A 25,509-nucleotide genomic window follows, 5' to 3' on the forward strand; every position below is an offset into this window, starting at 1 on the left:
GGGGGAGGCCCCGTGGCCGACCCGAGCATCGGCCCGGTCGATCGTCTCCAGCGGCGGCATCCGGTCCTCGGCTTTCCCATCGCGGTCATCTACAAGTTCTTCGACGACTTCGGTGGCTACCTCTGTGCCCTGCTGACCTACTACGGCTTCCTCTCGCTCTTCCCGTCGTTGCTCCTGCTGTCCACGGTCGTCGGCTTCGTCCTCCAGGGGCAGCCCGAGTGGCAGGAGCGGATCCGCGACTCGGCGATCTCCGAGTTCCCGATCGTCGGTGACGAGCTGCGCACGACCGGCACCCTGGGCGGCGGACCGATCGGTCTGGTCGTCGGTGGTCTCTCGGCGCTCTACGGCGGACTGGGCGTGGGCCAGGCACTCCAGTACGCCAACAACACCGCCTGGATGATCCCGCGCAACGATCGGCCGAATCCCTTCGCCAGCCGCGGGCGGGGCCTGCTGCTGCTCGCCGTCGCCGCCCTGACGATCGTCGGGACGACCGGCGTGACCGCCTACCTCAACTGGATCGTCTCCGACGGGGCGGCCGGCTGGGCCCTGACGATCGCGTCGGTCCTGATCAACATCTACGTCATCGCCGTGGTCCTGCGCCTGGTCACGACGCGCGCACTCACCCTGTGGGACGTCCTGCCCGGGGCGGTCATCGCCGGGCTGGCCTGGCAGGGGATGCAGCAGGTCGGCGCCGCGTACGTGAGCACGGTCGTGGAGCGGGCGAGCAGCCTGAACTCGGTCTTCGCCCTCGTCCTGGGTCTGCTGGTCTTCCTCTACACGATGGCGGTCATCGTCATGCTCAGCGTCGAGGTCAACGTCGTGCGCAAGGAGCGGCTGTGGCCGCGGGCGCTGCTCACCCCCTTCACCGACCAGGTGGTGCTCACCACGGCCGACGAGCGAGCCTACGCCCGGCATGCCGAGGCGCAGCGGCTCAAGGGCTTCCAGCGGATCGACGTCTTCTTCGAGGACTCACGCGACCGGGACTGACTCCCGTGGCCCTCAGGGGCTCGGTGGCGACTGGGTCGTCTTGCTCGTCGACTTGGTGTCGCTCGGCTCCGACGGCGTCGGCTCCAACGGGCTCGTCGGGCTGGTGGACGTCGGCTCCGGCTCCTCGGTCGTGGAGGGGGACGAGGACGAGGAGGACTCCGACGGGGAGGACGACGACGAGGAGGAGGACTCCGACGGGTCCGTGGTCTCGCTCGGCTCCTCGGTGGTGGACGGCGACGTCGTCGTGGTCACGGTCGCCGCGGGCTTCTCGGCCACGACGAAGGTCACCGTCCGACCCTGGGGGATGGTGCCGGCACCCGGGCGCTGCTGGAGGATCGTGCCGGGCTCCTGGCTCGAGGACTGCGGCTCCTCCGCGACCTTCAGACGCAGGTCGTAGATGTCGGAGCGCACGTCCGCGATGTCCTGACCGGTGAAGTCCTGCAGCTCGACATCGCCGCTGGCGACGACGAGGTCGACGCTCTCGCCCTTCTGCACCGTCTCGGAGACCGCCGGTTGCGTGGAGATCACCTTGTTCTTGCCCTGGTCGGGGCTGTCCGTCTCGGTGACGTCCCCGACCTTCAGGCCGGCGTCCTCGAGGGCGGTGGTGGCCTCCTGCCGGCTCTTGCCCACGACATTGGGCACGCTCGCGTCCTCCGGCCCGTCGGAGACGGTGAGCGTCACCTCCTCACCCTCGGCGAGCGTCGTGTTCTCCTCGGGGTCCTGGGCGACGACCTGACCGGCGGGCTTCTGGCTCGCGGTCGTCCGGGTCGCGACGTCGAGCCCCAGCCCCTTGAGGTCCGCAGTCGCCACCGACTGCTCACGGCCGACGACGTTGGGGACCGTGACCTCGACGACCTCCTCACCCTGGGAGGCGCTCCAGGCGAACCACCCGAGGAGTCCGAGGGGGATCAGGAGCAGTGCCGCGATGAGCCAGCCGAGCCGGGAGCCGCGTCGGCGCTCGCCGGTCGCCGGCATCGACGCGGTGTCGGGGTCGTCGCGACGGGCCGGGCTGGCCTCCGCGCGGGGTGCGGTGACGGGCAGCGCGGTGGTCGCGCCCTCGAGTCGGGAGGTGGCGACCGGGCTGATGGGCCTGCCGGCGCCGTAGGCCTCGAGGTCCTCGGCCATCGACTTCGCGTCCGGGTAGCGCTCGTCGCGGTCCTTGGTCAGTGAGTGCACGACGATCGCGTCGAGCTCTGCCGGGACGTCGGGGTTGACCGACGACGGGAGCGGGATCTCGGCGTTGACGTGCTGGTAGGTCAGCGAGATCGGCTCGCCGGTGTACGGCGTGCGGGCCGTCAGCAGCTCGAAGAGCAGGCAGCCGGTGGAGTAGACGTCGCTGCGCTTGTCGACCGTCTCGCCCCGGGCCTGCTCGGGGGAGATGTACTGGGCCGTCCCGATGACGGCCTGGGTCTGGGTCATCGTCGCCTGGGTGTCGGCGATCGCCCGGGCGATCCCGAAGTCCATGACCTTGACGTTGCCGTCATCGGTGATCATGACGTTGCCCGGCTTGATGTCGCGGTGGACGATGCCCATGTCGTGGCTGTAGTCCAGTGCCTCGAGGACCTGCTGGACGATGTGGGCCGCCTCGCCCGGGTCGAGGGTGCCCGTCGGGGTGTCGTTGAGCACCTCGCGCAGCGTCTGGCCGTCGACGTACTCCATGACGATGTAGGGGATGTCGAGCGAGGCACCGCCGGACTCCTCGACGCGCTCCTCCCCGGAGTCGTAGACCGCGACGATCGAGCGGTGGTTCAGGCCGGCGACGGACTGGGCCTCGCGTCGGAAGCGGGTGAGGAAGGCGGTGTCGCGGGCATGGTCGGTGCGCAGGATCTTGATCGCGACGGGTCGGCCCAGGCGGGCGTCGTGGCCGAGGTGGACCTCCGCCATGCCGCCGCGGCCGATGAGCTCGCCCACCTCGTAGCGTCCACCGAGCAGGCGCGGTGCCGACGTGCTCATGCTGTCTCCCTGGGCTTGGCGGTGGGTGCGGTGCTCACGTGCGGGCTCATTCGAGGGCCGCCTTCATCACGGATGCGCTGATGGGGCCCGCGACGGAGCCGCCGTAGGCCTCGCTACCGGCTCGCCCGCCGTCCTCGACGACGACGGCCACGGCGATCCTGGGGTTGTCGGTGGGCGCGAATCCCGTGTACCAGGCGTGCGGAGGGGCGTCCTCGGCGTGCTCGGCCGTGCCGGTCTTGGCGGCGACGCTCACGCCGGGGACGGCACCCTGGGTGCCGGTCCCCTGGGTGACGACGAGCTCCATCATGTCGGTCAGCTCGTCGGAGGTCTTTCCCGACATGGCCTTGGACAGCTTCTCGGGCTTGGTCTCGTCGATCGTCGAGAGGTCGGAGCCGAGGACCGACTGGATGAGATGGGGCCGCATGACGACACCGTCGTTGGCCACCGCCGCGCTGACCATGGCCACCTGCAGCGGAGTCACGCGCACGTCGTACTGGCCGACCCCCACCTGCGCCTCCTGGGGCGGGTTGAGGTCCGTGGGGACGCTCGACGGCTCGACCGACATCGGGATGGCGAGGTCGTCACCGAAGCCGAACTTGCTCGACTGCTCGCGGATCGTGTCGCCACCGAGCTCCATGCCTAGCCAACCGAAGGCGGTGTTGCACGAGTTCTGCATCGCCACGGCGAGGGTGACCTCGTCGTTGGGCCCGCAGGGCTGGCGGTCGGAGTTGGGCAGGCCCGCGGTGGTCTGGGGCAGGTCGAGCACCGCCGGACCCGGCAGCGTGGAGTCCTCGTCGAAGTCCCCCTCCTCGATCGCCGCGGCAGCGGTGACGATCTTGAAGACCGAGCCGGGCGGGTAGAGGTTGCCGCCGATGGCCCGGTTGACCAGCGGGCGTGCGGGGTCGGCGTTCAGCTCGTCCCAGGCCTTCTTCTCGGTGGCCGGGTCGTGGCTCACGAGGGGCGTCGGGTCGTAGTTCGGGTGGGAGACCATCGCCCGGATCTCCCCGGTGCGCGGGTCGAGCGCGACGACGGAGCCGCGCTGGTCGCCGAGCGCCTCCTCGGCGGCCTTTTGGACCTTCGGGTCGATCGTCAGCTCGAGGCTGGCGCCCTTGGGCTCACGGCCGGCGATCGTGCCGGTGAGTCGGTCGTAGAAGAGCTTGTCGTCGCGGCCGGAGAGCAGGCCGTCGGCCGCGGACTCCACGCCGCCACCGGGGCCGTACGTGAAGGAGTTGTACCCCGTGATGTGGCTGTACAGGGTCGGCTCGGGGTACTCGCGCTGCCAGGCCAGGTCGGTGTCCGTCGGTGTCGACGTCGCGATCGGCTGGCCACCGAGGAGGATCTCGCCGCGCTCGCGGGCGTAGTTCTCCAGCTGGGTCCGGCGATTGCCCTCACGGTCGTTGATCTCCTGGGCGTCGAGGACCTGGATCCACGTGCTCGCGCCGAGCAGCAGGACGAAGAGCATCGCCACGAGCATCGACAGACGTCGGATGGGCTGGTTCATCGCGTCTTCACCACCTGGGTGGGTGCGTCCATCGACGCCGGGTCGAACTCCGGCTCGGGCCGGCGGGCGTGGTCACTGATCCGCAGGAGGATCGCGACGAGGGTCCAGTTGGTCAGGAGCGAGGAACCGCCGTAGGCGATGAAGGGGAGGGTGAGACCGGTCAGCGGGATGACCCGGGTGACGCCACCGATGACGACGAAGACCTGGATGGCCAGGACGAAGGTCAGGCCGGTCGCGAGCAGCTTGCCGAAGCCGTCGCGCAGACCGATGGCGGAGCGCAGACCGCGCTCGACGAGCAGCGCGTACAGCATGATGATCGCGAAGACGCCGATCAGGCCGAGCTCCTCACCGAGGCTGGTGAAGATGAAGTCCGACTCGGGCAGGGGCGTCAGCCAGGGCCGTCCACGACCCAGACCGGTGCCGGAGATCCCGCCGGCGGCCATCCCCATGATCCCGGTGGACAGCTGGCCGCACTGCTCCATGCCCTCCGGGGAGAAGGTGTCGGTCCAGCACAGGACTCGCGTTTGGATGTGCCCGGCGAACTGGTAGACGATCAGGGCGCCGGCGGCGGCGAATCCCAGCCCGAGGACGATCCACGACGTGCGCTCCGTCGCGACGTAGAGCATCGCGACGAACAGCCCGAAGATCAGCAGCGTCGTACCGAAGTCGTTCTCGAGGACCAGCACGAGGGCGGCCGCGAGCCAGGCGATGGCGAGCGGGCCGAGGTCCCGTGGGCGGGGGAAGGTGATCCCCAGGACCTTCTTCCCCGCGAGCGCCAGCATGTCACGGGTCTGGACGAGGTACCCGGCGAAGAAGATCGCGAGGAGGATCTTGGCCACCTCGGCGGGCTGGAAGGTGAAGGCGCCGAGCTTGATCCAGATCCGGGCGCCGTAGACCGTGTGTCCCAGGGGGGTCAGGGGCAGAGCGATGAAGGCGAGTGCGAGGGCCCCGCTGGTGTAGGTCAGGCGCCGCAGCACACGGTGGTCCCGCAGGGCGACGAGCACGACGAGGGCGATGGCCACGCCGAGGCCGGTCCAGATGAGCTGACGCAGCGCCAGGCCGGAGGTGAAGTCCCTCCCGGCCGCCAGGTCGAGCCGGTGGATCATCACCAGGCCGATGCCGTTGAGGAGCGTGACGATCGGCAGGATGATCGGGTCGGCGAAGCTGGCGCGCCACCGCAGCACGAGGTGCGCGCCGAGGGCGATCGCGGCGAGCAGACCGGTGTGCCCGAGCAGGTCCGGTGGGATCTCGCCGTCCTCGGCGACGGTGACGTTGACATAGGCGAGGATCACCACGCCGATCGCCAGGGCGATGAGCAGCAGCTCGATGTTCCGGCCGCGGGCCGGGGTGATGGTCGTGATCGCCCGCATCATCGGCCGCAGGACTCCCCGGAGGAGCGCAGCTGGCCGCACTTCTGGGCCGCCACCCGCAGGCTGTCCACGCGCTGGTTGGCGTCGGAGCGCGAGCCGACCGAGATCGTCTCCTCGACCTCGTCCCGGTAGAACGAGGGCAGCTCGGACAGCTCGATGCTCGTCTGGTCGACGACGGAGTTCAAGGAGATCGGGCCGAGGTCCTGCGCGACACCGCGGTAGACCGTGACCTTCCCGTCCTGGGCGCCGAGGTAGTACTGCTGCTGGGTCCAGGCGTAGCCGGCGTAGACGACGGCACCCACGAGGAGCACGCCGACCACGAGCGCACCGATGCGGCGCAGCCAGCGGCCTCCGCGAGCGGACCCGTCCTCCTCGGCCAGCTCCACCCCTTCGTCCACGTCCTCACGCGTCAGTGCGGCGGCGCGGGCGGCGGGGGAGTCCTCGGTGCGCGTGCGGGGGCGGCGCAGGGCCGCCGAGCCGACGACCTGCGGCTGGGTGGACGGGCTGCCGGTGTCGACGACGTCGGCGACGATCACCGTGACGTTGTCGGGCGCCCCGGCACGAAGGGCGAGGGAGACCAGGTCGTCCGCGGCACGGCCGGGGGCGGTGCCGGCGGTGAGGATCTCCTCGATGGTGTCGAGCGCGACGAAGCCGGACAGGCCGTCGGAGCAGAGCAGGTAGCGGTCGCCGGCGCGCGCCTCCCGGGCCCCGAGGTCGGGCTCGTCCTCCTCGCCTCCGGTGAGCACCCGGGTGACGACGGAGCGCTGCGGGTGGGTGCTCGCCTCCTCCTCGGTGATCCGGCCCTCGTCGATGAGGGTCTGGACGAAGGAGTGGTCCTTGGTGACCTGGGAGAGGCGCCCCTCGCGCAGGAGGTAGGCCCGGGAGTCCCCGATGTGGGCGAGGATCAGCTTGTTGCGGGCCCGCATGATCGCGGTGACCGTCGTGCCCATGCCCTCGAGCTCGCGGTTGTCGGAGTAGATCCGCGCGATCTCCTCGTTGGCGGAGGTGATGGCCCGGCTCAGCTGGGCGGAGGCCTCGGCCGCGGTGAGCGAGTCGTGGTCGATCTCGACGAGCTCGGTGATGACGGTCGCCGAGGCGATGTCGCCACCGGCGTGTCCGCCCATCCCGTCGGCGACGACGAGCAGGTGGGGCCCGGCGTACCCGGAGTCCTGGTTGTCCTTGCGGACGAGCCCGACATCGGAGCGTGCGGCGTAGTGGAAGGTCAGCGCCACGTCAGTTCCTCAGCTCGATGACGGTGCGGCCGATGCGGATCGCGGTCCCGGTCTCGACGGGGACGGGGTCACCGACGCGGTACTGGCCGAGGAAGGTCCCGTTGGTCGAGCCGAGGTCCTCCACGTACCAGCCGTCCTGTCCGCGGATGATCCGCGCGTGGCGACCCGAGGCGAACTCGTCGTCGAGGACGAGGGCGCACTCGGGGTTGCGGCCGATGAGCACGCCGGCGTCACGCAGCGGCAGCGAGGTGCCGGTGAGCGGACCGGTGGTGAGCACCAGGTGCGTGGGGGTGCGGGCGTTGCGTGTCGGCCGTGGCGTCGCGGCGACGGCGGGGGAGCCCTCCGCCGGCGCCTTCTGACGGCGGGAGGCCTTCTTCGGCGGCGCGGGTCGCCGGTTGACGACGCGGGTGCCGAAGAGGTCGGTGCGCAGCACCCGGGCCACGAAGAGCACGAAGACCCACAGGAGCACGAGCAGGCCGAGGCGCAGCACGGTGACTGTCAGCTCACTCAACTCGGTGCTCCTGTCGGGATGGGGACGGCGTCGCTCAACGACGGCCGACGTGGAAGGTGGCGTGCGTGCGGCCGACGGTGATCCGGTCACCGTCGGTGAGGCGGACGGCGTCGGTGGGCTCGCCGTTGACGAAGGTCCCGTTGGTCGAGCGGAGGTCACGCAGGTGGCTGACCGCGCGTGGTCCGTCCTGGGTGACGCGGACCTCGCAGTGCCGGCGGGAGATGCCCGGGTCGTCGAGCACGACGTCGGCGCTCTCGTCCCGGCCGAGCACGGTCATCGCCGCGATGAGCGGGTACCGCTCGCCCTCGACCTCGAGCCAGGGGCGATCGTGCACGGACTGCGGGGTGGGGGTGGCCTGCGGTGGCTCGGCGCGGTGCACCGCGGTGGCGGCCTCCTCGGCGGGTGCGCGGGGCGTCGGGGCAGATCGCGGCGGAGGGGGCGTCGACGGGGCGCGCCGGACGGTGCGCTCCGAGGCCCCGGACTCCGGGTCGGCGTCCCAGTCGGCGAGGTCCCAGCCCCCGGAGTACTCGTCGTAGGCGTCGTCGTCGCCGGACTGCTCCTCGGAGTAGGCGCGGACCTGCTCGACGCGCTCCGCCCGCTGGCGGGCGGTGGCCGGACGCACACGGAAGACGCCCGTCTCCAGCTCGTCGTCCTCGTCGAAGAGGACCTGCAGCGGGCCGCCGGGCTGGTAGCGCTGGGACTCGGCGTGCTCCTGGGCCGCCGCGACGAGCTCGTCCTCGAGCTCCTGGTCGAACTCGGTGAGCCGCTCGTAGTCGCTCGGTGCGAGCTCGATGGTGAAGAGGTTGGGCACGATCGTGCGCCCCCGGCCGAGCAGGGTCGCTCGATCATCCATGGCACGCCGCAACGCGGAGGCGAGCTCGAGCGGCTGCACCTCGGCGCGGAAGGCGCGGGCGAAGACACCGTTGACGGTGCGCTCGAGCTTGCGCTCCATGCGCTCGAAAAGGCTCACGGTCGTGCTTCTCCCTTCGCTGGGTCGCGCGTCAACCCATGGACATGGGTTCGGCGATCCTAACGGCGCAGGCTGGTGGAGCGCTGAAGGGGAGGTCGGGAACGTGCTCAGGCGGCGGTGGACCCCAGGCGCTCGCGGGCCCACCGGCCGCGGCGGGTGGCCTCGATGGTGCGCTCGCATCGATGTGTGCTCCGTCCCGCAGGACCCCGAGGGCGCGGTCCGCCAGGTGGGTCTCGGCACGGTGCTCGTGGACCCGGCGCCCTTCCCGCTCCGCCGCCTGGCGCACCAGCACGTCGCGGTGGGCGAAGGGAGTTGACCCTGCTTTGGGGATCGGGCCGGTCGTGGGGCACAATGGGACGGCTTGCGCGCCGTGAGGCTCGTGGGCACCACTCTTGCGCGAGTGGCGGAATGGCAGACGCGCTGGCTTCAGGTGCCAGTGTCCGAAAGGGCGTGGGGGTTCAAATCCCCCCTCGCGCACACGCACGACAGTGGTTCACGGAATGTGAACCGCCGGGTTCACGAAACCCCCGCCGTGGAGGCTCCACGGCGGGGGTTTCGTCGTCTCAGGACGAGATCAGTCGGGCAGGATGTTCATCTCGTCCGGGTTCGGTCCCCGACGCCCTGCCTCACCCTTGTCCAGGTCGCTGACCGAGGTCATCTGCTCCTCGCTCAGCTCGAAGTCGAAGATCGCGAAGTTCTGCTGGATGCGCCCCGGGGTCACCGACTTGGGGAAGATGATGTCGCCGCGCTGCAGGTGCCAGCGCAGGACGACCTGGGCGGGCGTGCGCCCGACGGCGCCGGCGATGCCGACGAGGACCGGGTCGTCGAGGACGGCGCCCTGCGCGATCGGGGACCACGACTCGACCTCGGCCCCGTGTCGGCGGGTGGCCTCGCGGGCCTCGTCGTTGGTGAAGTAGGGGTGCACCTCGATCTGGTTGACCGCCGGGGCCTCCCCGGTCTCGGAGACGATCCGGTCCAGGTGGTGCGGCTGGAAGTTCGAGACCCCCACCGAGGTGGTCAAACCGGCCTCACGCAGCTCCAGCAGGGCCCGCCACGTGGAGACGAAGTCCCCGTCGTAGACCCCCGGCATCGGCCAGTGGATGAGGAAGAGGTCGACGCGCTCGAGACCGAGCTGCTCCAGCGACTCGCGCAGGGAGCGCTTGGCGTCCTCGGGGCGGTGGTTGTTGTTGTTCAGCTTGGTGGTGACGAAGAGGTCCTCGCGGGCCAGCCCGGACTCGGCGATGGCCTCGCCCACGCCCCCTTCGTTGCCGTACATCTGAGCCGTGTCGATGTGCCGGTAGCCGGCCTCCAGGGCCTCCAGCACCGCCTGCTTGGTGTCCTCGGCCGGGATCTGGAAGACCCCGAAACCGAGCTGCGGGATGGTGGTGGTGTCGTTGAGCTTCAGCGTCGGAACAGTCATGCATGGGTCAGCGTCGAGTGCCGCCGGTGCTATTCCACGGTCCGTCGGCCGAGCTCGTCGCGGCCTCGACCCCGGACCGGTCCGGGTGACGATCGTGACGCGGTGGAGGAGGATGGCCGGGGGCGTGCGGACCCGGTCACGGCAGTCAGGCGACCGAGTGTCCAGACGACGCCCGGACGATCGACGAGGAGTGGTCCACGTGAGCAAGGTCTGGTTCATCACCGGCGCATCCAGGGGATTCGGACGTGAGTGGGCGCTGGCAGCGCTGGAGCGGGGCGATCGGGTGGCCGCCACCGCACGCAACCCCGAGACGCTGGACGCCCTCGTCGAGACCTACGGTGACGACGTCCTGCCGCTGCAGCTCGATGTCACCGACCGGGAGGCCGACCGGGCGGCCGTCGAGCGGGCGGCCGCGCACTTCGGGCGGCTGGACGTGGTGGTCAACAACGCCGGGTACGGGCACTTCGGCATGGTCGAGGAGCTCACCGAGGACGAGCTGCGCAGCCAGATGGAGGTCAACCTCTTCGGCGCGGTGTGGGTGACCCAGGCGGCCCTTCCGATCCTGCGCGCGCAGGGGTCGGGCCACATCATCCAGGTGTCGAGCATCGGTGGCATCAGCGCCTTCGCGACCGTCGGTGCCTACCACGCGTCCAAGTGGGCGCTGGAGGGACTCTCCCAGTCGTTGGCCCAGGAGGTCGCCGGATTCGGCATCCACGTCACCCTGGTCGAGCCGGGGGCGTACGCCACCGACTGGTCCGGGCCCTCCGCCGTCCGCAGCGTCGAGAACCCGGCCTACGCGGACGTCCGCGAGGCGGCCAAGAGCCGCCCGTCGGCCGCGAGCCCCGGCGACCCCACTGCGACCCGTGAGCCGATCCTGCGGATCGTCGACGCCGAGCAGCCCCCGCTGCGGGTGTTCTTCGGCGAGGCGCCGCTGCGGATCGCGACCGCGGACTACGAGTCGCGCCTGGCCACGTGGAACGAGTGGCAGCCGCTGTCGGTGGAGGCGCACGGCTCCTGACCCGCCCACCGGGCGTGGCTCGGGTTCATCCGCCGGCGATCACCCCTGCCCTGGCCGGTCCGGCTCGAGCGAGTCGTCCCCATGGCGCTCGATGAAAGGCAACAGGCTGGAACCATCGCCCATCGCGCTCCGTGCGATGACGCCGAGCGAACCGTCCTGGTGCAGGACCACCGCCTGGAGGTCGGCCAGCGATCCGTGGCCGGACTGGCGGGCGGCGGTGTGGACGTCGACCTCGGTCAGCCGGTGCTTGCGCAGGGCGGGACGCTGCAGCTCGCCGTCGTAGTAGAGCAGCACCGGCGGTGAGTCGAGCAGCCGGCGCATGAACCGCCACCGGGCGCGGGCGGCGGCGAGCACCCACTGCACGAGGACGAGCAGCACCAGGGCGACGAGTGCCTGCGCGAGGGAGACCTTCACCGCGGTGAGCACGCGACCGAATGCCGAGCCGAGCGTCACCCCGATGACGAAGTCCAACGGGGTCATCTTGGCCATCGTGCGCGGCCCGGTCCCGCGCAGCAGGATGACCAGGCTCAGATAGCCGACCGTTCCCATCAGCAGGGTGTGCCAGATGGGCGACCAGCCGGTCCAGAAATAGCTCATGTCCATCGGCCCACCGTGACATGGATGTCGGCCATCGCGTGACCGAACCACCGACGCGTGAGGCAGAGTCGTGCCATGACGTACACGACGATCAGCCACGCCCTCGACGACGGCATCCTCACCGTGACCCTCGACCGACCCGAGGATCTCAACTCCTTCACCGTCGAGATGGCCGACGAGCTCGAGGCCACCTTCCGCCGGGTCAACGACGACGACTCCGTGCGTGCGGTCATCGTCACCGGAGCCGGACGGGCCTTCTGCGCGGGGATGGACCTGACCGCGGACGGCAACGTCTTCGGTCTCGACGAGTCGAGGGACCCCGGCCTGGCGGACATGGGGGACCTCGACGACGAGTCGCTGGGCGGGGTGCGGGACACCGGCGGCCGGGTCACCCTGGCGATCCACGACTGCCGCAAGCCGGTCATCGCGGCGATCAACGGACCCGCCGTGGGCATCGGCGCGACGATGACGCTGGCGATGGACGCGCGCCTCGTCTCGACGAAGGCCCGCTTCGGCCTGGTCTTCGGGCGCATCGGCATCGTCCCGGAGGCGGCCTCGAGCTGGTTCCTGCCGCGGATCGTCGGGCTGCCCGCCGCCCTCGACCTCGTCCTGTCGGCCGACATCCTCGATGCGGGTGCGACGGTCGCCGCCGACCTGGCCACCGGTCCGCACGAGCCGGACGACCTGATCGGCGCCGCTCGGGCGCTCGCCGACCGATGGACGAAGGGGAGGTCCCCCGTCGCGGTGGCCCTCGCCCGACAGATGCTGCGCCGCAACGCCGCCCAGGATCACCCCGTGGAGGCCCACCGGGTCGACTCACTGGCGATGTTCCACACGAGCATCGGCGACGGGAAGGAGGGGGTCGCGGCCTTCCTCGACAAGCGGGACCCCGACTTCACGAGCCGGACCTCGCAGATGCCCGACTTCTACGCGGACTGGGTCGACAGGTCCTGATGCCCACCGGGTGAGCACCGGAAGGAGGGGCGTGGCCCCCCTTCGTGCCTCAGATGAACTCGAGCGGGTCGAACTCGTCGATGGAGATCACGCGGACGCGCGGCAGACGGCTGCGGAAGGCGGAGACGTCGTACTCGAGATCGAAGAACTCCATCCCCTCGATCTGGCGCAGGCCGCCCGCCATGAACTCGCCGAAGCCGACGACACCCACCCGGCGGCCCTCGTCCTGCGCGAGGGCCTCCATCTGCGGGGCGAAGTCGTTGTCGTGGCTGACGAGCATGACGTCGGCGTCGCGCTCGACGAGCGCCTGGGCCGTGCGCTGGATGGCGATGTCGACGACCTTGCCGTCGCCGCTCAGGGGGACCGGGCGGTAACCCATCGCGAGCAGGGCCTGGACGAAGGAGGCCGGCAGGTCACCGGCGACGGCGAGGAAGAACAGACCCTTGACCGGCTGGTCCCACGCGGCCTCGGTGTACTCCAGGAGGGTGTTCCACCGGGGCCTCTCCTCGGGCTGCGGCCGGCGGCCGAGCACGGAGACCCCGAGGGTCGCGTCGATGTTCTCGCCATCGACGAGGAGGTAGGTGGTGCGCTCAGCCATGGGGTGACCTTACTGCGCCCGGTCGGGTCAGAAGTCCCGTGCGGTCTCGGTCGAGGGGGTGGCAGCCACCCGCGCGAGGTGAACGCGTCGGGTCAGGCGAATCGTCGGCCGCCCGACGAAGAGCACGGACCCGAGGACGAAGAGCCAGGTGGCGGTGACCATCGTCGACTCCCAGAAGAAGAGGATGCTGCCGACGAGGAAGAGCACCCCCGCGAGGAAGTCGTTGACGATCGAGAGCGTCTCGTAGACGCCCCTGATGCGCAGCTCCTCCCGCCCGATCGTCAGCGTGAGTTGGTGGCTGCCGGCGTCGTCGCGTGTCATGTCGACCATCATGGTCCGTCGGGCCAGCGCCTACGCTGGTCCCGAGCCGACACCAAGGAGTGATGACGATGTGCCAGCCGGCCCAGTGCCAGATCTGCGGGAAGACGACGTGGACCGGGTGCGGTGAGCACGTGGCCGATGTCCGGGCCCAGATCCCGGCCGACAACTGGTGCACCTGCCCGGAGAACGCCGATCCCAGAGGGTGATCCTCGGGCCCGCGAAGGGGGTCAGTCCCCGTCGCGGCGAAAGCCGACCCGCACGGTCGGTGGGGTGGTCTCGGCGCCGGCCACCTTCCACAGGTGGTCGAGCATCGGCTGGAACATCCGGTTGCCCAGCTGGCGCACCAGCTCGGCGACGGCCTGCTCGGCGACCGGGTAGCGGCTGCGCGCGATGCCCCGCTCGCGCAGCTGCGTGGCCTGGCGGATCGTCTCCTCGACGAGACCCCGGGCCAGGTGTCCCACGCCCGGCTCGGGCGTGAGGACCGCCCGGCGCAGGTAGCCCAGGGCGTCGGGGTGGTCCTCGAGCATCCGGGTGATGGCCCGGTCCCGGGCCGCGACGACCTCCTCGGGCACGCCCTCGAGCGGGACCGACTCCAGCGCGTCCCGGAAGAGGGCCACGACGTGGTCGTCGACCGCGGTGTGCAGCCCCGCCTTGCTGCCGAAGTGGTGCCCGACGAGCCCCGGGGTCACCCCGGCCTCGCGGGCCACCTCGCGCAGGCTCGTCGCGCCGACGCCCTGGGAGGCGAAGAGCGCCAGTGCGGCCGAACGGATCCGCTCGCGGGACTCGGGGACCACTGCCTCGGGTGAACTCACGGGGACCTCCCTTCGCTCTCGTCGTGAACAACCACACACACCATTGCACAAGTGTTCAGCGGATGCGTAGGGTTCACGATGAATCGCGCACATGCTCATCCACGAAGGAGCCGGTCCATGCCCGAGCAGCCCCAGGCCGTCATCTATGACGCCCTCCGTACCCCCCGCGGGAAGGGGAAGTCGTCCGGCTCCCTCCACGAGGTCAAGCCGATCGACCTGACCGTCGGACTCCTCGACGCCGTGCGTGAGCGCAATCCCGGCCTCGACGCCGCCCGGATCGACGACCTCGTCATGGGCATCGTCACCCCGGTCGGCGACCAAGGAGCCGTCCTGCCGCGCATCGCCGCGCTCAAGGCCGGCTACCCCGAGCCGGTGGCCGGCGTGCAGCTCAACCGCTTCTGCGGCTCCGGCCTCGAGTCGATCAACCAGGTCGCCGCCCGGGTGCGCTCCGGCTTCGAGGACCTCTTCCTCGCCGGTGGGGTCGAGTCGATGTCCCGTGTGCCGATGGCCAGCGATGGCGGCGCCTGGGCCATGGACCCGGCCACCGCGCTCGAGACCGGCTTCGTCCCGCAGGGCATCGGCGCCGACCTCATCGCCACCCTCGAGGGCTACGACCGCGCCGAGGTCGACCGCTTCGCCGCCCAGTCGCACCAGCGCGCCGCCGCCGCGTGGGACAACGGGTACTTCGATCGGTCCGTCGTCCCGGTCAAGGACGCCAACGGCATCACCATCCTCGCCCGGGACGAGACGATCCGTGCCGGCACGAGCGCGGACGCGCTCAGCGGTCTCAAGCCGTCCTTCGCGGGGATCGGCGAGCAGGGTGGCTTCGACTTCGTCGCCACGGAGAAGTACCACTCCGTCGACCAGATCAACCACGTCCACCACGCCGGCAACTCGTCCGGCATCGTCGACGGTGCCGCGCTGATGCTCATCGGCAACGAGCGCGTCGGCCAGGAGATGGGCCTGACCCCCCGCGCCCGCATCGTCTCCACCGGAGTCGTCGGCAGCGAGCCGACGATCATGCTCACCGGCCCGGCGCCGGCCTGCCGCAAGGCGCTCGACCGTGCGGGGATGACCGCGAAGGACATCGACCTCGTCGAGATCAACGAGGCCTTCGCCGCGGTCGCCCTGAAGCTCATGCGGGAGATGGGCTGGAACGAGGAGCAGACCAACGTCAACGGTGGCGCGATCGCCATGGGCCACCCGCTCGGTGCGACCGGCGCGATGATCCTCGGCACCCTCGTCGACGAGCTCGAGCGCCGCGACCTCGAGCGCGGCATCGCCACCCTCTGCATCGGCGGCGGCATGGGCATTGCCACCATCGTCGAGCGCGTCTGAACCAGCGGATAGGACTGAGACAACCATGAGCGAGAACATGATCCGTTACGAACGAGACGGCGAGGGCATCGTCACCCTGACGATGGACGACCCCAACGCGGGCGCCAACACGATGAACGCCACCTACACGCAGGCGATGGGTGAGACGGTCGAGCGGCTGGAGTCCGAGCGCGACCAGATCACCGGTGTGGTGCTCGCCTCCGCGAAGAAGACCTTCTTCGCCGGCGGCAACCTCACGGACCTGCAGAGCACGACCCCGGAGACCGCGGGCGAGTTCTTCGAGGGCATCGAGGGCATCAAGTCGCAGCTGCGCCGCCTGGAGCAGCTCGGCAAGCCGGTCGTGGCCGCGATCAACGGCGCCGCCCTCGGCGGAGGCCTCGAGCTGGCCCTCGCGACCCACCACCGCATCGCCGTGGACGACCCCAAGATCAAGCTGGGGCTCCCCGAGGTCACCCTCGGCCTGCTCCCCGGCGGTGGCGGGGTCACCCGTCTGGTGCGGATGCTCGGCATCCAGGAGGCCCTCATGGGCTGGTTGCTGCAGGGTCAGCAGCGCACCCCCGCGGCCGCGCACGAGAAGGGCGTCATCGACCAGCTCGTCGCGACCCGCGAGGAGCTCGTCCCCGCCGCCAAGACGTGGATCCGGGAGCACGCCGACGACGAGAACGCGGCCGTGAAGCCGTGGGACGTCAAGGGATTCAAGATCCCCGGTGGCACCCCGGCCGTGCCGAAGTTCGCCATGAACCTCCCGGCCTTCCCCGCCAACCTGCGCAAGCAGCTCAAGGGCGCCCCGACGAAGTCGCCCCGGGCGATCATGTCGGCCGCCGTCGAGGGCTCGCAGGTGGACTTCGACACCGCCAGCCGCATCGAGTCGCGCTACATCACCGAGCTCGCCGCCGGTCGTGAGTCGACGGCGATGATCCAGGCCTTCTTCTTCGACCTGCAGGCCATCAGCGGTGGGTCGCTGCGTCCCGAGGGCGTCGAGAAGAGCACGGTCGGCCGGGTCGGCATCCTCGGCGCCGGGATGATGGGCGCGGGGATCGCCTACTCCGCCGCCATGGCCGGCATCGACGTCGTCCTCAAGGACGTCTCCGCCGAGGGCGCGGCGAAGGGCAAGGGCTACTCGGAGAAGCTGCTCACCCAGCGCGTCGAGCGCGGCAAGATGTCGGAGGAGAAGGCCCGGCTCGTCCTGGACCGGATCACCCCGACCGCCGATGCTGCCGACCTCGCCGGTGTCGACGTCGTCATCGAGGCCGTCTTCGAGGACTACGACCTCAAGGAGAAGGTCTTCGCCGAGGTCGAGGCAGTGGTCGGCCCGGAGACGCTCCTGTGCTCCAACACCTCGACCCTGCCGATCAGCAGCCTGCAGGGCTTCTCCTCGCGTCCGGCGGACTTCATCGGCCTGCACTTCTTCTCCCCCGTGGACAAGATGCAGCTCGTGGAGATCATCCGCGGCGAGAAGACCTCCGACGAGGCGGTCGCCCGTGCCGTCGACATCGTCCAGCAGATCCGCAAGATCCCGATCGTCGTCGGCGACGGCCGCGGCTTCTACACCAGCCGGGTCTTCGGCACGCTGATCCTCGAGGGTGCGGTCGCGCTCGCCGAGGGCATCGACCCGATGACGATCGAGCGCGCCGCGACGATGGCCGGTTTCCCGGCCCCGCCGCTGGCGATGCTCGACGAGGTCTCCCTGACGCTGACCCAGCACATCCGGGCCGAGGCCGACAAGGCCGCCGCCGCGGAGGGCGTCACCCTCGACAAGGGCCCGGGCGAGGAGCTCATCGACACGATGGTCGGGCTCGGCCGCAAGGGCCGGGCCGCCGGTGCGGGGATGTACGACTACCCGCAGGGCCAGCCCAAGGTGCTCTGGCCCGAGCTGCGTGAGCGCTGGGCGACGGGGACGCAGATCCCCCTTCGTGACCTGCAGGACCGCTACCTCTTCCAGATGGCGCTGGAGACGGCCAAGTGCTTCGAGGACGGGGTCCTCAAGGACACCGTGTCCGCGAACATCGGTGGCATCTTCGGTATCGGCTTCCCGCCGCACACCGGTGGGCCGGCGACCTTCATGACGAACTACGAGGGCGGGCTGGCCGGCTTCGTCGCCCGGGCCCACGAGCTCGCCGACGCCTACGGCGAGCGCTTCCGCCCGACCGCCTGGCTCACCGAGCGCGCGGCCAAGGGCACCCTCGTCGACGACGCGTGAGCGTCATGGGCACCTCGGGTCCCCTGGCAGGTGTCCGGGTCCTCTCGATCGCCATCAACCTGCCCGGGCCGGCCGCCGTCGCGCGGCTGGCCGGGCAGGGGGCGAGCGTGGTCACCGTGCTCCCGCCGAGCGGTGACCCGATGGAGCAGTTCGCGAGGGCGTACTACGACGAGCTGCACGCCGGGCAGGAGGTGCGCCGGGTCGACCTGAAGTCCGGGGCCGGCCGCGCCGAGGTCGACGCGCTGCTCGCGGAGGTGGACGTCTTCGTCACCAGCTCCCGACCGTCGGCGCTGCGGCGCCTGGACCTGGACTTCGCGAGCGTCCACGAGCGGCACCCGCAGGTCTGCCAGGTCGACATCGTCGGGTACCCGGGGGAGCAGGCGGAGACCGCCGGTCACGACCTGACCTACCAGGCGGGCACCGGCCTGCTCGGCGAAGGGCGGATGCCCACCACCCTCGTGGTGGACCTCGCCGGCTCCGAGCGCGCTGCCGCGGAAGCGTCCGCGGCGCTCGTCGCACGCGCTCGCCTCGGGGAGGGGGTCCGCCGGGAGGTGGCCCTGTCCGACCTCGCCGAGACCATGTCGCGTCCCTTCGCCCACGGGCTGACCGTGCCCGGGCAGCTGCTCGGTGGGGGGCTGCCCGTCTACGGGATCTACGCGGCCGCCGAGGGGCAGATCGCTCTGGCCGCGCTCGAGCCGCACTTCACGCAGGCGCTGCTGGCCGCCCTTCGCCTCACCCCCGAGGACCTGACCCGGGAGCGTCTCGGTGCGGTCTTCGCCGAGCGCACCGCTGCCGACTGGCAGGTCTGGGCGCACGAGCACGACATCCCCCTGACCGCCCTTCGCTGACCCCAGCCCGTTGACCACCAGGAGGATCCCCGTGCCCGACGTCCTGCAGCCCCAGCCCTATGTCTCGCCCTGGATGAAGGACGAGGTCACCGACGTCGCCGAGCTGGCGAGGACCTTCTTCGCGCGGGAGGTGACCCCGCACCAGGAGCGCTTCGCCGAGCAGCACCAGGTCGACCGGGAGACCTGGCTGGCGGCCGGTGCGGCCGGGCTGCTGTGCATCTCGATCCCCGAGGAGTACGGCGGCGGGGGCGCCGGCTTCGCCCACGAGGCGGCGGTGCTGTGGGAGCAGGGCCGCTGCGGTGACGACGCCTTCGGCTACTCGGTGCACTCCTCGATCGTCGCGCACTACATCCTCGCCTACGGGTCCGAGGAGCAGAAGAAGAAGTGGCTGCCGAAGATGGCCTCCGGAGAGCTCGTCGGTGCCGTCGCGATGACCGAGCCGTCGACCGGGTCCGACCTGCAGCGCATCCGCACGACGGCCCGGCGCGACGGGGACGACTACGTCATCAACGGGTCCAAGACCTTCATCACCAACTCCTCCCACGCCGGACTCGTCGTCATCGTGGCGCGCACGGGCGGCGAAGGGGCACAGGGCATCTCGCTCATCGTGGCGGAGGTCGACGGGCTCGAGGGCTTCGAGCGCGGCCGGGTGCTGCACAAGATCGGCCAGCACGGCCAGGACACCCGGGAGCTCGCCTTCACCGACATGCGGGTGCCCGCGGCCAACCTGCTCGGCGAGGAGGAGGGCCAGGGCTTCTACCAGCTGATGCTGCAGCTGCCGCAGGAGCGACTGGTGATCGCCGTGGGGGCCGTCGCCTCCGCCAGCCTGGCCTACGATCTCGCGCTGGACTACAGCAAGGAGCGCGAGGCCTTCGGCAAGCCCATCGGTGCCTTCCAGAACACGCGCTTCACGCTCGCCGAGGTCGGCACCGACATCCTTGCGGCGCGCACCTTCCTCGACTACTGCGTCGGCCTGCACCTCGAGGGCACGCTGGACGCGGCGACCGCCTCCCGGGCGAAGTACTGGACGACCGACGTGCAGTGCGATGTCATCGACCGCTGCCTGCAGATCTTCGGCGGGTACGGCTACATGATGGAGTACCCGATCGCGCGCCTCTACGCCGGTGCCCGGGTGCAGAAGATCTACGGCGGGACGAACGAGATCATGAAGGACCTCATCTCCCGCACCCTGTAGCGCCCCCCTCCGCCGTCCATATGAACTACTGCAGGCAGTACTTCGTGTCGTCAGCCGCATCTCGAGCTACGGCGGACCATACGTACTGCTGCCTGCAGTAGTTCGTCTCAGGGGATCGGGGCCGGCGCAGGGCTCGGTGCGCGGGACCGCTCGGCGCGAAGGGCGGGCAGCAGGCACCAGACGCCGCCGAGGCCGATGGCGCCGCCGACGGCCATCGCCACGCGGGTCGAGCTGGCCTCGGCGAGCAGGCCCGCCAGGGGCAGCATGAGGGAGGACACACCGAAGGCGCACATCGAGGCCATCGACAGCACGGTCGCCCGGTTGCCCGCCGTGGCCTCGCGGTGCAGCAGGGCCTGGTAGGCGGGGCCCTGCATCCCGTGGGCCGTGTAGGCGAGCAGGTGCGCCACGACCAGCCCGACCGGGCCCATGGCGAGCGCCAGCCCCACGCTGAGCAGGCTGTGCGTGACCCGCCCGATGATGGCCGCTCGGGCCACGCCCCAGCGGGAGGACATCCACCCCGACATCCTGGCCCCGACGGCGAAGACGGCCCACGCGCCGGCCGCCAGGGGCCCCATGATGACGCCGGCCCGCTCCTCGCCGCCGACCAGCTCGGCCATCCGGACCGGCGTGAGGTTTTCCATGCCGATCATCGCGGTGGCCCAGAAGCACTCGAGCAGCACGAGGCCGCGCAGCACCGGGTTGTCCCGCACCAGGGCCAGGCCGGAGCCGATGACCGCCGGGGTCTCCTTCGCCGAGGAGAGGGCCCGCGACCAGCCGCTCGCGCTGAGGTGTGCGACGGGTTCCCGGAGCAGGGCGACCACCGCGAGGAGGTGCAGCACCGAGAAGACGAGGCAGACGAGGACCGGCAGCCAGAGCGCCGACTGCGAGCCCACCGGGTGCCATGCCACGAGGCCGCCGGAGACGACCGACCCGCCGGCGATCGCCAACCCGAGGATGGAGGTGGAGCGCGAGAGGTCCTGGTCGACGTCGGCCCCGGGGGCCGAGGCGTGGACGGTGTCGACGTACCAGGCCTCCAGCGGACCGGAGTCCAGCGCGCGGAAGACACCGGTGAGGACGGAGACGACGACGAAGGCGGCGAAGGACTGGGCGAGCAGCAGGGCGAGCATGGCGGTGACATTGGCCACCGCCGCGACGATGAGCACCGGGCGACGCCCCAGGGCGTCGGCGAAGCCCGAGGTCGGGAGCTCGAGGGCGAGGACGACCAGGCCGGTGACCGCGGAGGCGCTCAGTGCCTGGGCGAGGGTCAGGCCGCGCTCGAGCATCCACAGGACGATGATCCCGACGATGAAGCCGATCGGCAGCCACCGCGTCGCCGTGAGGGTGAGGAAGACCCGCCGAGCCGCAAGAGGAGGCAGCGCAACAGGGGCGTGGGCCGACTCACTCATGGCCGGCCTCCCAGCTCGGCTCGTCCGGGTCGACGAAGGTCGAGACCACGACGTTGAACCGACGCTCGTCCGCGGCGATCTCGCCGGGTGGGCGCCCGTGCTCGGCCAGGACCTCCCAGATGAGCGCCTCGAAGCGCTCCTGGATCGCCTTCGCCTCGGCGGCGGTGACCGCCAGCGCCGCGTCGCTCATCGAGGTGACGGCGCGCCACTGCGGGCTCTCGCCGCCACGGCGCTCGGCTGCCGCCTGGCTGCGCCGGGAGTGCTGACCGACGACCATCTGGTGGAAGGCGTCGGTGGCGTCGCGCCCTTCGTCATCGGCGAAGGCCCGCTCGGGGACCGAGGTCACCTGGCTGACGGAGCGCCACCACCGCTCGCGCTTGTTGCCCAGCTCGGGAGCCTCCTCGATGAAGCCGTGCTCGGCCAACCGACGCAGGTGGTAGCTCGTGGCTCCGGAGTTGAGAGCGAGACGTCGGGCGATCTGGCTGGCGGTGGCCGGGCCGAGCGTGCGCAGCAGACCGAGGATGCGCATGCGCACCGGGTGGGCGAGGGCCTTGAGCTGCGTGACATCGGGGACGACGGGTTCCATGGGACCAGCGTAGACCGCAAAGAGATGTTTGCAAAGAGATGTTTGCGAAAAGCGTCCCCCGACCGGGGGCGGGTTAGTGTCGTGGCATGTCCGCTCCGGCCGTCGGCCCCGACGCCCTCCCCACTCCCCTCGACGAGTACCGGGAGAACGTCACCAGCAGTGAGGGCATCGACGAGATCGTCACCCTCGACGGCGTCCGCGAGGCCGCGGAGCCGCTGGCCGAGGCCATCGGGGCGACCGGGCTCCCGGCGATGCTCGCCGCCCGCGCCGCCACCCGCCGCTTCGTCGACGACGAGGGCATCACCTATGGGGCAGGTGTCGCGCCCGATGACAGCGACGTCGCCGGGGGACGAGCCGTCCCGACCGAGCCGCGCACCTGGGAGCTCGACCCGATCCCGCTGACCGTGGGGCCCCAGGAGTGGGCCGCCCTGGAGCAGGGGGTGCGCCAGCGGGCGTCGCTCCTCGATGCGATCCTCACCGACCTCACCGGCGAGCAGCGCCTCGTGCGTGACGGGATCCTCCCCGGCGCAGCGGTCTACGGCCACGACGGATGGCTCCCGCAGGCGGACGGCATCCGCGTCCCCGGACCCCGCCAGCTCGTCATGCCGGCGATGGACCTCGCCCGCGACCGCACCGGCTCCTGGCGGGTCTTCGCCGACCGCACGCAGGCCCCGAGCGGGGCCGGGTACGCGATGGCCAACCGCCGGATCATCGCCCGCGTCCTGCCCGACCTCCACCGCGAGGTCGACCTCGCCCGACTGCGTGGCTTCTTCTTCCAGATGCACAAGGCGCTCGCCGCCGCTGCGCCCCCGACCGATGACGTGCCGCGCATCGTCATCCTCACCCCCGGTGCGCTGAGCGAGACCGCCTACGACGAGGCACTCCAGTCGACCGTGCTCGGTGTCCCCGTCGTCGAGTCCGAGGACCTCGTCAGTCGCGACGGCCGGATCTGGATGCGCACGACGAGCGGGCTCTCCCCGGTCGACGTCATCATGCGCCGGATCGACGGCGACGCCATCGACCAGCTCGACCTGCGCGGCGACTCGCGCCTCGGGTTGCCGGGCATCGTCGAGGCCGCGCGCCTCGGCCACGTCTCGGTCGTCAACCCGATCTCCTCCGGGGTGCTGGAGAACCCCGCGCTCATCCCCTACCTGCCGCAGGTGTGCCGGCACGTCCTGGGGGAGGACCTCATCCTCCCGTCGACGACGACCTGGTGGGGTGGTGACCCGACGCACCTGAGCCACATCGTCAACCACCTCTCGAGCATGGTCGTCAAGCCGACCTCCCGCGGCTCGGCGACATCGGTCTTCGGGTGGGAGCTCAGCGCCCGGGAGCGCGACGACCTCGCGGTCCGCATCCAGGCAGAGCCCTGGCGCTGGACCGCGCAGGACCCGCTGACGATGTCCACGGCACCGGTGGTCACGGCCGGCGGGCTGGAGCCGCGGCACGTCGTGCTGCGCACCTTCGCCGTCGCCGACGAGGACGACTACGCGGTGATGCCCGGTGGTCTCGGCCGGGTCGCCGTCAGCGCCGACTCCGGGGCGATCTCCAGCCTCATCGGCGCGATGAGCAAGGACGTGTGGGTCCGCGCGGACCACACCGAGCAGGGCGAAGGGGAGGTCCTCACCCTCGCGAGCCCCTTCGGCGGGGCCTCCGGCGGCGGGTACGCGGCACCGGCGCCGCGGGTCGCCTCGGACCTGTACTGGATGGGCCGCTACGCCGAGCGGGCCGAGTCCGCGGCGCGCCTGCTGCGCGTCGCGGACAACCTCGTCGACGACCACGCGGCCCGGTCCGGGACCACCGGGCACGCGGCGATGCTCGCGATCCTCTCGGCCGTCACCGAGGTCATGGCGATCCGTCCGGGCTTCGTCGGGGACGAGGCGGCCGCGCGGCGCGAGGACCCGCTGCCGCACCTGCGGGAGCTGACCCTCGAGCCGCGGATCACCGGCTCGGTCGCCGACAGCGCCCACCGTGCGGTCGTCGCGGCCCAGGCGGTGCGCGAGACCCTCTCCGTCGACACCTGGCTCGTGATGTCCCGACTCGAGCGCACCCTGCGGCACGCCGCCCCCGACGACGACCTGCAGGAACTGCTCATGGAGACCATCGAGGGCCTGCTCGCCCTCGCCGGGATCGGGGTCGAGTCGCTGGTCCGCGACCCGGCCTGGGCCTTCGCCGATGCCGGCAAGCGCCTCGAGCGCGCCCAGCAGACGATCCGGCTGGTCGGCTCGGTCCTCGCCGTCGAGCGCGCACCCGTGGTCGAGGGCGCGACGACCGAGGCCGCCCTCGTCGCCGCCGAGTCGGTCATCACCTACCGCCGCCGCCTCACCGCGGGGATCGGGGGGATGTCACCGCTGCAGGCCGCGGTGGACCTGCTCCTGCGCGACCGGTCCAACCCGCGATCGGTGGCCTTCCAGGTCCAGCGGCTCGTCGAGGACCTCGAGCTCATCGGCGACGAGAGCGCGCTGACCGGGGCACGCGCGCTGGCCGAGCGCATCGACGGTCTCGACCTCGACGCGCTCTTCGACGACGGCCGACTCCTGCTCGCTCGTGAGGTCACCGGGCTCGGGGCCGACCTGCGTGCATCGCACCGGGAGATCGAGGAGACCTACTTCCGTCGCAAGGCGACCGGCCGCCAGGTGCAGTGGACCCAGTGGAACGGCGAGGGGGCCTGGTGAGCACCACCCCAGAGCGGCCCACCGCCCCGGAGCCGGTCTCGACCGGTTCCGGACCGGTCATCCACCCGGAGCACCACACCCCTCGTCGGTACGAGGTGCGTCACCGCACGACCTACACCTACGAGGAGTACGTCACCGACTCCTTCGGACGGGCCCTGCTGCGCCCGAGGGAGACCGAGCAGCAGCGGGTCATCGAGCACGACGTCGAGGTCTCGCCGCAGCCGCACATCCTCACCGAGCACGTCGACCACTTCGGCAACCACTCGAGCTTCTACGAGGTGCGCACACCGCACACGGTGCTCGAGGTGCACAAGCGCAGCGTCCTCGAGGTCGAGTGGCCGGCCCCGGACCTGCAGCGCCTGGACGCCTGGACGGTGGCCGAGGCCGCCGAGGCGGTCGGTGCCGGCGAGGGGATCGACCGGGTGGAGGCGGCGCAGTACCTCCTGCCCTCCTCCCTCGTCGACATCGAACCGGAGGTCATCGCCTACTCGGCGGGGATCCTCCCGCCCGACCGGCCCCTCGGCTCCGCGCTCGCGGCCCTCTACGCCCACATCTACCGCGACTTCACCTACGCGAAGGGCACGACGAGCGTGAAGACGACCCTGCCCGAGCTGCTGGAGGGCCGCCGGGGTGTCTGCCAGGACTTCGCCCACCTCGCCGTCGGGTGCCTGCGGGCCGTCGGCATCCCCGGCCGCTACGTCTCGGGCTACATCGAGACCCGGCCGGCCCCGGGCCAGACCAAGCTCGAGGGCTCGGACGCCTCCCACGCGTGGGCCGCCGCGATGAGCCCCGACGGGGACTGGATCGACCTCGATCCCACGAACAACCACTTCGCGGACTCGCGCTACGTCACGACCGGCTGGGGGCGGGACTTCCGCGACGTCTCCCCGATCAAGGGAGTGGTCTTCTCCGACGGCGGGAGCTCCACGCTCGAGGTCGGGGTCGACGTGATCCGTCTCGGTGAGGGGGATCCGCGGGAGGGGCGTGCGGCGGGCGGCCCCGTCGCGCAGTAATCTG

24 protein-coding genes and 1 tRNA gene are annotated in these 25,509 nt (G+C 71.1%); 12 read left to right on the plus strand and 13 right to left on the minus strand.

Annotation, left to right across the window (positions count from 1 at the left end; translation table 11 throughout):
• The first annotated feature begins 12 nt into the window (after positions 1-12).
• Positions 13-987, plus strand: coding sequence for a YihY/virulence factor BrkB family protein (locus ACR9E9_RS03015; protein WP_435201561.1), 975 nt, complete (start codon positions 13-15; stop codon positions 985-987).
• Positions 988-999: 12 nt separating this feature from the next.
• Here the strand turns inward: ACR9E9_RS03015 and pknB are convergent, their stop codons facing one another.
• Genes pknB through ACR9E9_RS03045 form a run of 6 tightly spaced genes read right to left on the minus strand, consistent with a single transcriptional unit; the run spans position 1,000 to position 8,524 of the window.
• On the minus strand, positions 1,000-2,940 hold the full coding sequence (gene pknB / locus ACR9E9_RS03020; RefSeq protein WP_435201563.1) for a Stk1 family PASTA domain-containing Ser/Thr kinase: 1,941 nt from the start codon (positions 2,938-2,940) through the stop codon (positions 1,000-1,002).
• 46 nt (positions 2,941-2,986) lie between these two features.
• On the minus strand, positions 2,987-4,441 hold the full coding sequence (locus ACR9E9_RS03025; protein ID WP_435201565.1) for a peptidoglycan D,D-transpeptidase FtsI family protein: 1,455 nt from the start codon (positions 4,439-4,441) through the stop codon (positions 2,987-2,989).
• A complete protein-coding gene (locus ACR9E9_RS03030; protein ID WP_435203564.1) occupies positions 4,438-5,811 on the minus strand; it encodes an FtsW/RodA/SpoVE family cell cycle protein in 1,374 nt (457 codons plus the stop codon). Before ACR9E9_RS03030 ends, ACR9E9_RS03025 begins: the two co-directional genes overlap by 4 nt.
• Entirely contained in the window at positions 5,811-7,043 is a 1,233-nt protein-coding gene (locus ACR9E9_RS03035; protein WP_435201567.1) for a Stp1/IreP family PP2C-type Ser/Thr phosphatase, read from the minus strand. The genes ACR9E9_RS03030 and ACR9E9_RS03035 overlap by 1 nt, the downstream gene beginning before the upstream one ends.
• A 1-nt stretch (position 7,044) precedes the next feature.
• The gene (locus ACR9E9_RS03040; protein ID WP_435201569.1) at positions 7,045-7,554 is read right to left on the minus strand and encodes an FHA domain-containing protein FhaB/FipA; all 510 of its coding nucleotides are present in this window, start codon (positions 7,552-7,554) and stop codon (positions 7,045-7,047) included.
• Positions 7,555-7,588: 34 nt separating this feature from the next.
• A complete protein-coding gene (locus ACR9E9_RS03045; protein WP_435201571.1) occupies positions 7,589-8,524 on the minus strand; it encodes an FhaA domain-containing protein in 936 nt (311 codons plus the stop codon).
• A 184-nt stretch (positions 8,525-8,708) separates the two neighbouring features.
• On the opposite strand from ACR9E9_RS03045, the gene ACR9E9_RS03050 reads away from it, so the two are divergent.
• Positions 8,709-8,840 carry a hypothetical protein gene (locus ACR9E9_RS03050; protein WP_435201573.1) on the plus strand — a complete coding sequence of 44 codons (132 nt, stop codon included), beginning with the start codon at positions 8,709-8,711 and terminating at the stop codon, positions 8,838-8,840.
• A gap of 78 nt (positions 8,841-8,918) precedes the next feature.
• Positions 8,919-9,001 (plus strand) — tRNA-Leu (locus ACR9E9_RS03055).
• Between the two features lie 97 nt (positions 9,002-9,098).
• Here the strand turns inward: ACR9E9_RS03055 and ACR9E9_RS03060 are convergent.
• Positions 9,099-9,944, minus strand: coding sequence for an aldo/keto reductase (locus ACR9E9_RS03060; protein ID WP_435201575.1), 846 nt, complete (start codon positions 9,942-9,944; stop codon positions 9,099-9,101).
• A gap of 199 nt (positions 9,945-10,143) precedes the next feature.
• Between ACR9E9_RS03060 and ACR9E9_RS03065 the strand changes: the two genes are divergently transcribed.
• Positions 10,144-10,962, plus strand: coding sequence for an SDR family oxidoreductase (locus ACR9E9_RS03065; RefSeq protein ID WP_435201577.1), 819 nt, complete (start codon positions 10,144-10,146; stop codon positions 10,960-10,962).
• A gap of 39 nt (positions 10,963-11,001) precedes the next feature.
• Here ACR9E9_RS03065 and ACR9E9_RS03070 read toward each other — a convergent pair whose 3' ends face one another.
• A complete protein-coding gene (locus ACR9E9_RS03070; protein ID WP_435201579.1) occupies positions 11,002-11,565 on the minus strand; it encodes a DUF421 domain-containing protein in 564 nt (187 codons plus the stop codon).
• Positions 11,566-11,634: 69 nt separating this feature from the next.
• On the opposite strand from ACR9E9_RS03070, the gene ACR9E9_RS03075 reads away from it, so the two are divergent.
• Complete coding sequence (locus ACR9E9_RS03075) at positions 11,635-12,513, plus strand: crotonase/enoyl-CoA hydratase family protein (RefSeq protein ID WP_435201581.1); 879 nt, start codon at positions 11,635-11,637, stop codon at positions 12,511-12,513.
• A gap of 49 nt (positions 12,514-12,562) precedes the next feature.
• Here ACR9E9_RS03075 and ACR9E9_RS03080 read toward each other — a convergent pair whose 3' ends face one another.
• Positions 12,563-13,111 (minus strand): NYN domain-containing protein, encoded by a 549-nt coding sequence (locus ACR9E9_RS03080; protein WP_435201582.1) that lies wholly within the window; start codon positions 13,109-13,111, stop codon positions 12,563-12,565.
• Positions 13,112-13,138: 27 nt separating this feature from the next.
• Positions 13,139-13,432 (minus strand): YrhK family protein, encoded by a 294-nt coding sequence (locus tag ACR9E9_RS03085; protein WP_435201583.1) that lies wholly within the window; start codon positions 13,430-13,432, stop codon positions 13,139-13,141.
• A 68-nt stretch (positions 13,433-13,500) separates the two neighbouring features.
• On the opposite strand from ACR9E9_RS03085, the gene ACR9E9_RS03090 reads away from it, so the two are divergent.
• Complete coding sequence (locus tag ACR9E9_RS03090; protein WP_435201585.1) at positions 13,501-13,638, plus strand: hypothetical protein; 138 nt, start codon at positions 13,501-13,503, stop codon at positions 13,636-13,638.
• A gap of 21 nt (positions 13,639-13,659) precedes the next feature.
• On the opposite strand, the gene ACR9E9_RS03095 is transcribed toward ACR9E9_RS03090, so the two are convergent.
• Positions 13,660-14,244, minus strand: a complete 585-nt coding sequence (locus tag ACR9E9_RS03095) for a TetR/AcrR family transcriptional regulator (RefSeq protein WP_435201587.1) — start codon at positions 14,242-14,244, stop codon at positions 13,660-13,662.
• Between the two features lie 117 nt (positions 14,245-14,361).
• On the opposite strand from ACR9E9_RS03095, the gene ACR9E9_RS03100 reads away from it, so the two are divergent.
• The 4 genes from ACR9E9_RS03100 (at position 14,362) to ACR9E9_RS03115 (ending at position 19,825) form a co-directional block, all read left to right on the plus strand.
• On the plus strand, positions 14,362-15,582 hold the full coding sequence (locus tag ACR9E9_RS03100) for an acetyl-CoA C-acetyltransferase (protein ID WP_435201589.1): 1,221 nt from the start codon (positions 14,362-14,364) through the stop codon (positions 15,580-15,582).
• Between the two features lie 25 nt (positions 15,583-15,607).
• On the plus strand, positions 15,608-17,782 hold the full coding sequence (locus ACR9E9_RS03105; RefSeq protein WP_435201591.1) for a 3-hydroxyacyl-CoA dehydrogenase NAD-binding domain-containing protein: 2,175 nt from the start codon (positions 15,608-15,610) through the stop codon (positions 17,780-17,782).
• 5 nt (positions 17,783-17,787) lie between these two features.
• Complete coding sequence (locus ACR9E9_RS03110) at positions 17,788-18,630, plus strand: CoA transferase (protein WP_435203566.1); 843 nt, start codon at positions 17,788-17,790, stop codon at positions 18,628-18,630.
• Positions 18,631-18,703: 73 nt separating this feature from the next.
• On the plus strand, positions 18,704-19,825 hold the full coding sequence (locus ACR9E9_RS03115) for an acyl-CoA dehydrogenase family protein (protein WP_435203568.1): 1,122 nt from the start codon (positions 18,704-18,706) through the stop codon (positions 19,823-19,825).
• Between the two features lie 107 nt (positions 19,826-19,932).
• Here the strand turns inward: ACR9E9_RS03115 and ACR9E9_RS03120 are convergent, their stop codons facing one another.
• Positions 19,933-21,231, minus strand: coding sequence for an MFS transporter (locus ACR9E9_RS03120; RefSeq protein WP_435201592.1), 1,299 nt, complete (start codon positions 21,229-21,231; stop codon positions 19,933-19,935).
• Entirely contained in the window at positions 21,224-21,817 is a 594-nt protein-coding gene (locus tag ACR9E9_RS03125; RefSeq protein WP_435201594.1) for an ArsR/SmtB family transcription factor, read from the minus strand. Before ACR9E9_RS03125 ends, ACR9E9_RS03120 begins: the two co-directional genes overlap by 8 nt.
• Before the next feature lie 86 nt (positions 21,818-21,903).
• Between ACR9E9_RS03125 and ACR9E9_RS03130 the strand changes: the two genes are divergently transcribed.
• Together ACR9E9_RS03130 and ACR9E9_RS03135 are read left to right on the plus strand one after the other, a co-directional pair.
• Complete coding sequence (locus tag ACR9E9_RS03130; protein ID WP_435201595.1) at positions 21,904-24,492, plus strand: circularly permuted type 2 ATP-grasp protein; 2,589 nt, start codon at positions 21,904-21,906, stop codon at positions 24,490-24,492.
• Entirely contained in the window at positions 24,489-25,505 is a 1,017-nt protein-coding gene (locus ACR9E9_RS03135; RefSeq protein ID WP_435201597.1) for a transglutaminase family protein, read from the plus strand. Before ACR9E9_RS03130 ends, ACR9E9_RS03135 begins: the two co-directional genes overlap by 4 nt.
• The last annotated feature ends 4 nt before the right edge of the window (positions 25,506-25,509 follow it).

Source organism: Janibacter sp. GS2 (assembly GCF_051200835.1).
Taxonomy (GTDB): domain Bacteria; phylum Actinomycetota; class Actinomycetes; order Actinomycetales; family Dermatophilaceae; genus Janibacter.

Bases quoted from the DNA above. Each gene is read 5' to 3' on its own strand.
- pknB (WP_435201563.1), bottom strand. From the start codon at position 2,940: ATGAGCACGTCGGCACCGCGCCTGCTCGGTGGACGCTACGAGGTGGGC.
- ACR9E9_RS03025 (WP_435201565.1), bottom strand. From the start codon at position 4,441: ATGAACCAGCCCATCCGACGTCTGTCGATGCTCGTGGCGATGCTCTTC.
- ACR9E9_RS03030 (WP_435203564.1), bottom strand. From the start codon at position 5,811: ATGCGGGCGATCACGACCATCACCCCGGCCCGCGGCCGGAACATCGAG.
- ACR9E9_RS03060 (WP_435201575.1), bottom strand. From the start codon at position 9,944: ATGACTGTTCCGACGCTGAAGCTCAACGACACCACCACCATCCCGCAG.
- ACR9E9_RS03070 (WP_435201579.1), bottom strand. From the start codon at position 11,565: ATGGACATGAGCTATTTCTGGACCGGCTGGTCGCCCATCTGGCACACC.
- ACR9E9_RS03075 (WP_435201581.1), top strand. From the start codon at position 11,635: ATGACGTACACGACGATCAGCCACGCCCTCGACGACGGCATCCTCACC.
- ACR9E9_RS03080 (WP_435201582.1), bottom strand. From the start codon at position 13,111: ATGGCTGAGCGCACCACCTACCTCCTCGTCGATGGCGAGAACATCGAC.
- ACR9E9_RS03085 (WP_435201583.1), bottom strand. From the start codon at position 13,432: ATGACACGCGACGACGCCGGCAGCCACCAACTCACGCTGACGATCGGG.
- ACR9E9_RS03090 (WP_435201585.1), top strand. From the start codon at position 13,501: ATGTGCCAGCCGGCCCAGTGCCAGATCTGCGGGAAGACGACGTGGACC.
- ACR9E9_RS03100 (WP_435201589.1), top strand. From the start codon at position 14,362: ATGCCCGAGCAGCCCCAGGCCGTCATCTATGACGCCCTCCGTACCCCC.
- ACR9E9_RS03105 (WP_435201591.1), top strand. From the start codon at position 15,608: ATGAGCGAGAACATGATCCGTTACGAACGAGACGGCGAGGGCATCGTC.
- ACR9E9_RS03110 (WP_435203566.1), top strand. From the start codon at position 17,788: ATGGGCACCTCGGGTCCCCTGGCAGGTGTCCGGGTCCTCTCGATCGCC.
- ACR9E9_RS03115 (WP_435203568.1), top strand. From the start codon at position 18,704: ATGAAGGACGAGGTCACCGACGTCGCCGAGCTGGCGAGGACCTTCTTC.
- ACR9E9_RS03120 (WP_435201592.1), bottom strand. From the start codon at position 21,231: ATGAGTGAGTCGGCCCACGCCCCTGTTGCGCTGCCTCCTCTTGCGGCT.
- ACR9E9_RS03125 (WP_435201594.1), bottom strand. From the start codon at position 21,817: ATGGAACCCGTCGTCCCCGATGTCACGCAGCTCAAGGCCCTCGCCCAC.
- ACR9E9_RS03130 (WP_435201595.1), top strand. From the start codon at position 21,904: ATGTCCGCTCCGGCCGTCGGCCCCGACGCCCTCCCCACTCCCCTCGAC.